The organism is Arthrobacter sp. HS15c (assembly GCF_040812005.1).
Classification (GTDB): Bacteria; Actinomycetota; Actinomycetes; order Actinomycetales; family Micrococcaceae; genus Arthrobacter.
Genome location: NZ_JBFOHM010000001.1, coordinates 637,707 through 648,971, shown reverse-complemented (window position 1 = coordinate 648,971; position 11,265 = coordinate 637,707). Strand labels below are relative to the sequence as shown.

Genomic DNA, 11,265 nt, shown 5'->3' with positions numbered 1-11,265 from the left:
GACCTCCTGGTCGCCTCAGCGGTTGTCTAAGCAACTCCACTGTGCAACCGGAGGTCCTCACCCATCAGTCAACGACTCCGGCGAGCCATTACATTCACCCGACCAACGTCCTTGGGCAGTACAGCTAGCGGTCCGCTATGGCGAGTGGCTACAGGCGTTCCAGCTTGACGGGCTCCGCGAGCAGCGCGCTCAGGGATTCGTTCAGGTCCTGGACGGCCGTGCCCTTGGAGTGCTTTTCCAGCAGTTCCTCAGATTCCCACTGCTCCGTCAGGACCAGCTTCTCCTCGGTGGCCTCGGTCAGCTCGTAGCGGATGCAGCCGGGCTCATTCACCACCTCGTCGATGGCGATTTCCAGGGCGAGCTTCACACGGAAGAACTCGCCGTCGTTGGGGATGAACGTTGCCTGCAGGTCGATGGGTGCACTCATGGATTTCACAATACCGGGCCGCCGGCTGCCGGCCGTTCCTGTTTACGCCCGGACACCCACCTGTTGCGCTTCTCATGCGCTTTCATTGCCGGCGGCCAGACGGTAGCGTGCCAGCATGCGCGCTTATACAGCCGGGGACACTGACGTCCCGCTGCTCGAGGAGACCATCGGCACCAACTTTGAGCGGGTGGTGGCACGGTTTCCCTTCCATGACGCGTTGATCGAGGCCGCGGCGGTTCCGGGCGCTGACGCCCGGCGCTGGAGCTACACCAAGATGAACGACGACGTCGACCGCCTCGCGCGGGCACTCCTCGCCCTAGGCGTCGCCAAGGGTGACAGGGTGGGCATCTGGAGCCCGAACTGCGCCGAGTGGACGCTGCTGCAGTACGCCACCGCTAAGGCCGGCGCCATCCTGGTGAACGTCAACCCGGCCTACCGCAGCCACGAGCTGGAGTTTGTGGTCAAGCAGAACGGCATGCGCCTGCTGGTCACGGCGCCGTCGGACCGGACCAGTGACTATGTGGGGATGGCCCGCCAGGCGCTCGCGGAGTGCCCGGACCTGCGGCAACTGGTGTTCCTGCCGGATTCGGGCGTGGACGGGCTCGACGCCGGCGTCCCGGCAAACGATGCGGAGCTCACCTACGCCGAGCTGCTCAAGCGGGCGGACGACGTCGGGCATTCCGGCCTCAAGGCGAGAATGGCGGAACTGGATGCGCACGATCCAGTTAACCTGCAGTACACCTCCGGGACCACAGGGTTCCCGAAAGGCGCAACGCTGACGCACCACAACATCCTGAACAACGGCTACTCCATCGGTGAGCTGCTGGGCTACACAGAACACGACCGGGTAGTGATTCCGGTGCCGTTCTACCACTGCTTCGGAATGGTGATCGGGAACCTGGCGGCACTCAGCCACGGCGCGGCCACCATCATTCCCGGCCGCGGCTTCAGTCCGGCGGCGGCGCTGGAAGCGGTGCAGGACTTCGGCGGGACCTCGCTCTACGGGGTGCCAACCATGTTCATCGCCGAGCTGGCGCTCCCGGATTTTGCCTCCTATGACCTCGCGACGCTCCGCACCGGCGTGATGGCCGGATCGGTGTGCCCCGTTGAGGTGATGAACCGGGTGATTTCGGAGATGCACATGGTGGATGTGGCCATCTGTTACGGCATGACTGAGACCTCGCCGGTGTCCACCATGACCCGGAATGGTGACACCCTGCAGCAGCGCACCGAGACGGTGGGGCGCACCATGCCGCGGCTGGAAAGCCAGGTCATTGACCCCGGCTCCGGCGAACTGCTGGAGCGGGGCCGGATCGGCGAGCTGTGCACGCGCGGCTATGCGGTGATGCAGGGGTACTGGGACCAACCGGACAAGACGGCCGAAGCCATCGATGCCGACGGCTGGATGCACACCGGCGACCTCGCCCGGATGGACGACGGCGGCTACGTGGTGATCGAGGGCCGGATCAAGGACATGGTGATCCGCGGCGGTGAAAACATCTACCCGCGCGAGATCGAGGAGTTCCTGTACAGCCACCCGTCCATCCAGGACGTGCAGGTCATTGGCGTCCCCGATGCCAAGTACGGCGAGGAACTGATGGCCTGCATCATCCTCACGCCCGGCGCTGAACCGCTGGACGCGGCCGCCGTCGCCGAATTCTGCCGGGGGAAGCTGGCCCACTTCAAGATCCCGCGCTACGTGGACGTCCGCGAAAGCTTCCCCATGACGGTCTCCGGGAAGATCCGCAAGGTGGAGATGCGCGAGGAAGCCGTCGCCCGCCTAGGCCTCTGAGCTCAGGTTGCCGGCGCCAGGCCGATCTGCGCGATCAAACCGGCAGCATCGTAGTACCGGCGTTCCTCAATGACTTCTCCGTCGGCATTGAACGTCGAGAAGACGGCCCCGCTGTTGCCGACAGAATTGCCGGTGGCCGGGATCTCGCCGGCGGGCGTTGCGAGGGGCCCAAGGTGGGTCCCGCGCAGGGTGTACTCGCCCGCGACCGTTCCACCGTTCTGGAGCAGGGGCCCCACCACGGTGAAGCGGGCGTCCGGGAACGCCCGCAGGAGTTCCACCATGTCCTGCTCAATGGCGGCCCGCCCCTTCAGCGGCTGCGGATAAAACGGGTCGTGGACCACCGCGTCCGCAGCGTAGGTTGCGGCAAAGGCCTCTGCGTCATGGGCGTTGACGGCCTCCACTGCCCTGGCAAATGCGTTCTCGAGTGCGATTGTGCTCATCGTGTGCTCCTTAGTCGATCCTGTCTGTCCGTTTTTCGGGACAACTTCAGACTCCCCGGATTTCCGCCCGGGGGGATCGGTCAGCTGACCCATTTTGTGGCCCATGCCGAAGTGCTGTAATTGAAGCGTGACGCTGGAGGAAGTGACAGCGAGAGGCCACGAGGCACTGGAAGCGGGGCGGTGGGCCGAGGCCCGCGCCGCGTTTGAGGAAGCGCTTGTGGGCACGGGATCTGCGGACGCGCTCGCAGGCCTCGGTGACGCCCTCTTTTTCCTCGGCGACGTCGGTGAAAGCGTCCGCTGCCGCGAGCGCGCCTACGCTGCCAGCCGCCGTGCAGGCAATGTCCCGGAGGCCATCGATTCCGCCGTGTGGCTGTGCCTGGTTTACGGCATGTCCCTCGGCAACGAGGCAGCCGCGCGCGGCTGGCTCGCCCGTGCGGAAAGCATGGCCGACCCCGACGACGGACTGTCGCTGGCGTGGGTTGATTACTGCGCCGCACTGCTCGCGACGGACACCCGTTACTGCCGCGACCTGATCGAGCGGGCCCTGGCCACATCGCAGGAGCTGGGTGACCCGGACCTTGCGGTCTGTGCGCTGGCGGAGCGCGGGGTGGTCCTGGTCAAGGTCGGCGAAGTCACGGCCGGGCTCCGCTGCGTTGATGAGGCGATGGCCAGTGCCCTGGGTGGCGATGGCACGAATTTCTACACCGTGGTCATGGCGAGCTGTTCGATGCTGACCGTCTGCGACCTCCTTAGCGACCTCGGGCGGGCCACCCAATGGTCGCAGGCTGCAGACGACTATATGAGGGCTTACGGCTGCCCTTACCTTTACGCCCAGTGCCGCCTCGTCCATGGGCGCGTCCTCCTGCTGACGGGCCACTGGGCCGAAGCCGACGACGAACTGCGGCGGGCGGCGGCGGGTACACGGGATGTCTACCCCGGCATGTTCCACCAGGCCATCGCGAGCCTCGCCGAGCTGCGCGTGCGTCAAGGAAACTTCCACGAGGCCAGGGCACTCATTGAGGGCATTGGCGCCCCGGTCGAGAGCAGCCTGGCGGCAGCCGGGCTGTCCCTGGGAAGCAACGAACCGGAACTGGCTGTGGCTCTGGCAGAGCGGTGGCTTCGGACGGAGATCGACAAGAACGACGACGTTGTTCCGCCGCTGCACGCCGGCGGGCAGCGGACGTCACTGGAGACAGCGGGGGCACGCAGCCTGCTGGTGGAAGCCCAGCTGGCCGCCGGCAACCGGGCCGCTGCCGCCGCAGCTGCCGAGCATCTTGCCGGGCTCGACGACGAGGCCGGAGGAGTGAGCCTGGTGTCCGCCCACGCAGCACTGGCCAGAGGACGGGTTGCAGCATCCGAGGGCCGGCAGGGGCCTGCAGCGGCCTACTTTGAGGAAGCCCTCAAGTGGTTCGGCCACTTGGGTCTTCCACTGGAAGCGGCTCGCACGCGGCTGGATCTTGCACGCGTGTTAGCCCCGGACCAGCCCGCGCTCGCTGTCTCCGAAGCCCGGGCTGCGCTGTCAGTGCTGGACAAGCTGGGGGCATCCCATGATGCCGACATCGCTGCGGCCCTGCTGCGGTCCTGGGGCGCCGCGGGCCGGTCCGTTCCGCGCGAGCCAGGCATCCTCACCCGCCGTGAACACGAAATCCTGGGGCTGCTGGTTGACGGCTATTCGAATCATGAAATTGCCGTGCAGCTGTTCATCAGCAGCAAGACGGTGGCCCACCACGTGAGCAGCGTGCTTGAAAAGCTCGGCCTTCGGAACCGCGCTGAAGCCGCAGCGTACGCCGCCCGGCTGGGCTCGCACTGACCGGACAGCGGGAGCGCGCTATTCGGGCTGGTTGCCGGCCCCGCCGTTGATGGTGAAAGGTGTTGTGACTCCCTCGTACATCACGTGGGCGACGAGGCCGTCGACGGCGTGCGGGAGCGTGTGGCAGTGGTCGCTCCAAATGCCGGGGTTGTCGGCAACGAACGCGATTTCGTACGTCTCGCCGGGGTGGACGTCGAGTGAGTCGACCCACCACGGGCTGCCGGACGCCGGAATGCCGTCGCGGGAAAGCACCACGACGTGGTGGCCGTGCAGGTGCATCGGGTGCACCTCGCCTGACTCGTTGACGATCCGCAGGTGGACGACGTCCCCCTGACGCACGTGGAACATCGGCACGCCGGGGAAGAGCTGCCCGTTGACCGTCCAGAAGTTGCCGGGACGGCCGTCGATAAGGCCCAGCCGGCGTCCGATCACGTAGTCGAACGTGCGGTCCGGTGACTGCGGGTCGAAGTTGAGCGGGGCAGGATCGCCGTAGGCCAGCAGGTCGAGCGTGTCAGTGGGCTGCCGGGACGGAGGCGCTCCGGTGGCCGGATCGCCGATGGTGATGCTGCGGGCCCCGCCGACGTGCAGTCGTGCGGAGCCGTGCGCAGGGGCCTGCACCGTGACGTCCAGCCGGCCGCCCGCGGGAATGAGTATTTTTCGGCCTTCGACGGCGGCCGGCCCGTTCACGTCGTGCCCGTCGGTCGCGGCAACCCGGAAGGGAGCCGCGGACCAGACTGCGGCAGTGCCCTGGTCGGTGTTGATGACCCGGACCCGCACGGCGGTGCCGGGCCCGGCCTGCACGTGCTCGTCCTGGAAACGCCCGTTGAGGGTGTGCTGGCCGCCGTAGACGTGCAGCAGCGCGACGGCGTCGGATTCGTACTGGTTCGACGGCGGCTCTGCGGGGTCGATGACGACCGCACCGAGCAGCCCGCCCTCCACCTGCTCATGCGAGACCTGGTGCGAGTGGTACCAGTACGTGCCGGCGTCGTCGGCGGTGAAACGGTAGACGTGGCGGCCGCCGACCGGCACCGCATCCTGCGTAATCCCAGCGACCCCGTCAGCTTCGTTGGGCACGTCCACACCATGCCAGTGCAGGGTAGCGCCGGCCAGCACTGACTCGTTGACGAACACCGCCTCGACGAGGTCGCCCTGCCGGGCGCGGATTGTCGGTCCCGGGGATGTGCCGTTGACGGTGTACCCCTCAACCGGGCGCCCGCCGGGGATGTTGATCGTCTGCTTTCGGGCGACGAGCTCGATCCGGACGTCAGGGGCACGAAGCGGGTCCGCGATCAGCCCGGTCACACTGACGGTACTGGCGGTGCCCGGGGTGGTGGCACTGTTATGGACATGGCCGGCCTGGCCGCCGCCCATGTCCATGACCGAATACTCGCCCAGCAGCGTTGAGCCCCATCCGAGCACGCCCAGGCCGAGGGCACCGGTCAGCGCGATGCCGGCGGCAACGCGCCGGACGAGGTCATGTCGCGATGGCATCGGCGGCAGGTTCGTCAGCACCGATCCTTGTGGAGCGTCTGATCAGCAACGCCGCATATACGGCGGTAAGGAGCACGGCCAGCGCGTTCGCACCGTGGACCAGGCCGAGGTACGGCATGTCAACGATCGAGTAGCCGAGGGTGATCTGCAGCGCCACCAGTGCGAGCACGATGCCCGCCCACTTGCGTGCGCCGCGGGCTTTGACGAAGAAGGCGACGATGAGCAGAGCAAGCGCTGCGAGCGGTATGACCATCCCGCCCACGATCCCGTGGATCGGGAAGCCGAGGTCACCGGTGAACGTCGCCTGGCGGCTCTCGACGAGGGCTTTGTCGATGACACCGCCGTCCTGGATGTAGCGGCCCATGCCCCCGAAAGCGAAGGCGATCGACGCGGCCTGCACCGCAACGCCGCCGGCGACGATCCAGGCGATGGCCGAGTAGATCCTGCGCATGATGTCCTCCTCCTGTTGGTGCGGTCGCCGTTCCGCGGCATCCGCTCGAGCCCACCGTAGGCGTCCGGAGGGTGAGGCCGGAACGCGGGTGGCCGCAGGGTAGCTGGAGGCCAGCCACCATAGGGGTTGGGCAGGTACCCCCTCCCGGGAACCGGGCCGGAGGCGGATCATAGGACTGTGCTCCGAAGATGGGTCTTGCCCGCCACGCTGGCTCCGATTGGGGCGGCGTCGCTGCTTTACGTCGTCGTCGTCCGCGGGTTCGTTGAATCGGCTGCTGACCACGGCCTTGGCTGGCCCCTGCTCGGTGTGCTTCCGACGTTTGTGTTCGGCATCTGGCTGCTCACCGTGTCACCTTCCCGGTCCGCCGTCTTCATTGCCGCGGCAGCCACAGCCATGGCCGTAGGTTCGGCGTACGAGACATTTGTGCAGCGGAATATCGGGCTGACCCAGGAGCCGTGGTTCCCGCTCTTCAACATGGTTGGACTGACGGCGGATGCCGCTTCGACCGCCGCCTTCCTCACCATGTTCGCCACCTACCCGACCGGCACTCCGGAACGGCGGTGGCAGCGCCTTGCCGTCCCCTTGCTCTGGGTCCCGGTGTTGGTCGGCCCGCTGACGCTGGCCACAACTCCGCACGTCGTGATGCAGCAATACATCGGCATCAACGGTGAGGGCATTCCGAATCAATTTGCTGTGCCGTGGCTCGAATGGGCCGCCGCGCCCGTGTATTACCTCATTTACCAGCCCTGGCCGGCAGTTTTGATTGGGCTCGGCGTGCTGTACTCACGCGCGCTTTTCGGCGATGCGGATGTCCGTTCGCGCATGCGCGTCATGACCTGGGTGGTCACGGCGGCCCTGGCCAGCTTTGTGGTCTGGACGGTCGCCCCGCCGAACTGGCCCACCGCCGTCGCCGTCTTCGCATCACTCATTGCGGTGCCGCTCGCGTCCGTCCACGGCATTTTCCGGTACGGGGCGTTCAACATCGCAGCTGATGACCGCGGGCGCATGGTGGCACGCTCGTCGGACCTGCTGATCACGGTGCTCTACGCGATTGGCACCGCGACGCCGGCCGTGCTGCTCGCAAGCAACCTCACGGCAACCGGGGCCGTCCTGCTCACCACAGTCCTGGCCGTCTGCCTGCTGCCGCTGCGCGGGCGGCTGCAGCGCTGGATCCACCGCGCCGTCTTCGGCGACCGGGACCGCCAGCTGGCGCTGCTCAGCGAGCTCGGCTCCCGGTTGGAGCAGTCCGTCGAACCCGGCGAACTGCTCACACGACTCGCCGTTGCCGTTCGTGACGGCCTCGATGCCTCCTGGGTCCGGATCTTCCTCGCAGGACCCGATGGCACGCTCGCCGGATCGCCGATGGGGGTTGCCGGCGAGGCGGCCGGCAACCCCGTTGAATCGTGCGTCCTGGTGCAGGCCGATGAGGCCCTGGGACGCATCGAGGTTGGCCCGCGACGGCGTGGAGAATACAGCGACGCCGAAAGGACCCTGCTCCGTACGGTCGCCGGACAGGCCGCGGCATCCGTTGCCAACGTGCGCCTCAGTGCGCGACTGGCCCGGCAACTCAACGACCTGACCGAGTCCCGGGAACGGCTCGTCGCCGCGCAGGATGACGAGCGCAAGCGCCTGGAACGTGACCTGCACGACGGCATCCAGCAGAACGTGGTGGCGCAGATCGCCGGGCTCCGCCTCGCCCGGAACCGGCTGCAGCGCGGCGGGCTCACACCGGACGAACTGGCAGGGCTGCAGGACCAGGCCCGGGAAACGCTCAGCGACCTGCGGGAACTCGCGCACGGCATCCACCCGCCCGTGCTGAGCGACAACGGCCTCGTCGCGGCCATCGAATCGGGCGTGGCAAAGTTCCCGATCCCGCTGACCGTGAAAGCGGATGACGGCGTCCGCGCCGAGCGGTTCCCCGAGGAGGTGGAGACGACGGCGTACTACGTGGTCCGGGAGGCGCTGGCAAACACGGCGAAGCACGCCAATGCGACCCTCGCCTCAGTCGGGCTGGTCCGCAGTAACGGGCACCTGCAGATTGCGATCAGCGACGACGGCTGCGGCATCGGCTCACTCGTGCCTGCCACCCGCGGCGGCCTGGCGAACATCCGCGACCGGGTCGCGGCTCTGCGGGGCAGCGTGGATGTCTCAGCCAACGAACCGTCAGGCACCACCGTGCTGGTCGAGCTCCCGGTGGAGGGGCAGGGGGAGCGCAGTGGATGAGTCGGGCGTGCTGCGGGTGGTGGTCGCCGAGGACAATTACCTCGTACGGGAGGGGATCCGCCGTTTGCTGGAGGACTCCGGCGAGATCGACGTTGTCGCCTGCACGGGCAACGCGACCGAGTTGCTGGATGCAGTTCGCCGGTTCTCCCCGGACGCGGTGCTCACCGATATCCGGATGCCGCCGGGCCATCACATGGAGGGCATCTCCGCGGCCCGCGCGATCCGGGCCGCCCACCCGGACACGGGGGTGGTGGTCCTGTCCCAGCACGCCGACGAGAGCTACGCGCTCGCGCTTTTCGCCGACGGATCGGCGGGTCTTGGCTACTTGTTGAAGGACCGCATCGGCGACCTTGAGGATCTGGTGCATGCCCTCCGCGAAGTGCGGATGGGCGGTTCGGTTATCGACCCGCAGATCGTCGACACGCTGGTGCGCCGCCGCAGCGCTGGCGCGGCCAACCCGCTCTCGGAGTTGTCGCCGCGTGAACTCGACGTGCTGCGGGAGATGGCACAGGGACGGACAAACGCCGGCATCGAACAGTCGCTCTTCCTGTCCTCTTCGACCGTGGAGAAACACGTCAACTCAATCTTCACCAAGCTCCGCCTCCCGGCAACGGGTGTGCACCGCCGCGTGGCCGCGGTGCTGGCCTTCCTGCAGCGGAACGGCCCCGACGCTTCCGCCGAGGAACAGAACTACTGAGGACAAAGCGCTACTCCGGCTGCCCGACGAGGTCGAAAAGGACTTCCTTGTCGCAGATCGAGGTGATTCTTATCGTGTAACCGTCGAACGTCGCCTCCTGGCCGATGGTAAGTCCAGGGAAATCTTTGGTGGCCGGTTCGCCAGGGCTGAACAGTGCCACTGACACATCCACAGTCGGGGGTACCACGCCCAGATGTGTGCTGGAAAGCTGCACCAGCGGCGTCGAGTCTGCACCCAGCGGGGACTTCGGGAGCAGGGGAAACGAGCCGTTGGCCGAAGGAATGATCAGATACGTTCCGAGCTGTGTGCAACTTGCGTTTGAGGACATGGCTGGTTCCTTTGTGGCATCTTGATGTTCGGGATCCTGGGCGGAGGGGGAGCATGCGCTAAGGAACAGGAACGCGGGAACCACTGCCGTGGCCGCGATCCGGCCCCAACGCGGGGGTCTCAACGGGTCACCGTCGCATTCTGGAAGAACTTGGTGAATTCCGTTTTGGAAATGGACATTTTGGGGTGGTCCGGTCCCCAAGGATTTTGCAGGACAATGTTCCCGTCCCTGTCAGTTCCGGTGACAAAGTAGGCGTGGCCGGAGCGGTACCCCTCGGGTGCTCCTTCCGGGGTTTCTCCGAGTGTTCCGACGAGCGAAGGCCTTCCTTCGTTCGCGGCACTCCAGAGTACGTCCGCGTCACTGGTCTGCTCCACATCCGGGCCCGCGAGGTACTTGAACGCGTCAGGCCCGTAGTTGCCTTCGATAGCGCGGTAGTTGCCCGGTGGGTCGGCAACGTCGCGCGGAGCGCCTTCCTTAGTTGGATCCCGGTTGTCATCCTCGGTGTAGACCTGGCTGAGGGCCTTTTCAATGTAGGCGGGCCAGTTGCCGTTTTGTCCCGGCTTCGCTCCAAGCTGGCCTCCATGGGAGTTCTCAGGCAGGTCCTTCGTGACGGTCACCCATTGCCCATTTCCGTTCTGATCAAACAACCGGACGGAAACCGTGCCGTTGCCATTATCCGTCACATGGTCCCTTGCCCAGTCCGGGTCCGCATTGATCATGGCCCCGGCAGCGGACATCACCACGCAGTCTCCGTACTGGCCCTGACGGATGTCGTCCTTGCCGGGCTGCTCGCCGATGACGGGGGCAGCCGGATCCATCCACTGATTGGTGGTGCTGGGATCGGCGCCACCCGGCCTGGCCGCATCACCTCTTGCTTCTCCATTCGGCTGCGCCCAGGGAATCAGCTCTTTGAGCCGGTCCACCTGTTCGGGGGAAGCTTTGGAGAGCATCTGGTCGAGGAGCTGGTGCTTCTCGAACGGCGTGGTTCCCTCCCAATTGAAGAGCCCTTTGCCGTCTGACGCGGAACCCTCGGCCAGCTGCTTGAGCTCGTTGTCGGACAGCGTCTTCAGGAATTGATCGAGCTGGGCAGGCTTCAGTGCAGCAAGAGCGTCGCGGAGCTCGTTGACGTCCTTGTCGTTGCCCTCGAAGACGTCGTTGTTATCGGCGGCATCCCGGGCCAGGGTCTGTAGCTTCTCCAGTTCTTCGTTGCTGAGGTCCGCCTGCCCTTGGTCCGCGTGACGGGGAACCGAATGGTCCATGCGGTAGGGCAGCTTGTCGAATGCCCCGGCGCCCCCGCCTGCGCCGAGGACGGCGCCGCCCTGGCCGCCCGCGCCGCTGGCCTTCTCCTGTTCCTCCGCATGGACAGCTACTGCCTTGCCTGCCGCTGCCAGCGCCTCGATGACTTTGGCCAACAGGGCGGTGTGCGTTCCTGCCCAGTCGCTGCGGAAGCGGTCGGCGTCGGCACCCTTCCAAGCTGTGGAACCCTGCACGTCCCTGGACAACGAACTCTTCGTGCCCGCGAGCCGGGCCGATGAGGCGTCCAAGTGCTTGCTGAGCTCCCGGAGTTGGACGATGTCCGCCCCAAAAATCCCTGCCATTTGTTCCC

Annotated in this window: 10 protein-coding genes; 4 read left to right on the top strand and 6 right to left on the bottom strand. The window is 66.5% G+C overall.

Annotation, left to right across the window (positions count from 1 at the left end):
* Window positions 1–148: 148 nt before the first annotated feature.
* Complete coding sequence (locus ABV518_RS03020) at window positions 149–427, bottom strand: putative quinol monooxygenase (RefSeq protein ID WP_367765308.1); 279 nt, start codon at window positions 425–427, stop codon at window positions 149–151.
* 115 nt (window positions 428–542) lie between these two features.
* Here ABV518_RS03020 and ABV518_RS03015 point away from each other — a divergent pair, with 115 nt between their 5' ends.
* The gene (locus ABV518_RS03015; RefSeq protein ID WP_367765307.1) at window positions 543–2,219 is read left to right on the top strand and encodes an AMP-binding protein; all 1,677 of its coding nucleotides are present in this window, start codon (window positions 543–545) and stop codon (window positions 2,217–2,219) included.
* A gap of 2 nt (window positions 2,220–2,221) precedes the next feature.
* On the opposite strand, the gene ABV518_RS03010 is transcribed toward ABV518_RS03015, so the two are convergent.
* Window positions 2,222–2,659 carry an ester cyclase gene (locus ABV518_RS03010; protein ID WP_367765306.1) on the bottom strand — a complete coding sequence of 146 codons (438 nt, stop codon included), beginning with the start codon at window positions 2,657–2,659 and terminating at the stop codon, window positions 2,222–2,224.
* Between the two features lie 127 nt (window positions 2,660–2,786).
* On the opposite strand from ABV518_RS03010, the gene ABV518_RS03005 reads away from it, so the two are divergent.
* On the top strand, window positions 2,787–4,469 hold the full coding sequence (locus ABV518_RS03005) for a LuxR C-terminal-related transcriptional regulator (protein WP_367765305.1): 1,683 nt from the start codon (window positions 2,787–2,789) through the stop codon (window positions 4,467–4,469).
* Window positions 4,470–4,487: 18 nt separating this feature from the next.
* On the opposite strand, the gene ABV518_RS03000 is transcribed toward ABV518_RS03005, so the two are convergent.
* Entirely contained in the window at window positions 4,488–5,960 is a 1,473-nt protein-coding gene (locus tag ABV518_RS03000; RefSeq protein ID WP_367765304.1) for a multicopper oxidase family protein, read from the bottom strand.
* The gene (locus tag ABV518_RS02995; RefSeq protein ID WP_367765303.1) at window positions 5,944–6,411 is read right to left on the bottom strand and encodes a hypothetical protein; all 468 of its coding nucleotides are present in this window, start codon (window positions 6,409–6,411) and stop codon (window positions 5,944–5,946) included. The genes ABV518_RS03000 and ABV518_RS02995 overlap by 17 nt, the downstream gene beginning before the upstream one ends.
* 195 nt (window positions 6,412–6,606) lie before the next feature.
* Here ABV518_RS02995 and ABV518_RS02990 point away from each other — a divergent pair, with 195 nt between their 5' ends.
* Both ABV518_RS02990 and ABV518_RS02985 read left to right on the top strand, forming a co-directional pair.
* Entirely contained in the window at window positions 6,607–8,634 is a 2,028-nt protein-coding gene (locus ABV518_RS02990; RefSeq protein ID WP_367765302.1) for a histidine kinase, read from the top strand.
* Window positions 8,627–9,331, top strand: coding sequence for a response regulator transcription factor (locus tag ABV518_RS02985; RefSeq protein ID WP_367765301.1), 705 nt, complete (start codon window positions 8,627–8,629; stop codon window positions 9,329–9,331). Before ABV518_RS02990 ends, ABV518_RS02985 begins: the two co-directional genes overlap by 8 nt.
* Window positions 9,332–9,341: 10 nt before the next feature.
* On the opposite strand, the gene ABV518_RS02980 is transcribed toward ABV518_RS02985, so the two are convergent.
* Together ABV518_RS02980 and ABV518_RS02975 are read right to left on the bottom strand one after the other, a co-directional pair.
* Entirely contained in the window at window positions 9,342–9,659 is a 318-nt protein-coding gene (locus ABV518_RS02980; protein WP_367765300.1) for a hypothetical protein, read from the bottom strand.
* Between the two features lie 119 nt (window positions 9,660–9,778).
* Complete coding sequence (locus ABV518_RS02975; protein ID WP_367765299.1) at window positions 9,779–11,257, bottom strand: hypothetical protein; 1,479 nt, start codon at window positions 11,255–11,257, stop codon at window positions 9,779–9,781.
* Between the last annotated feature and the right edge of the window lie 8 nt (window positions 11,258–11,265).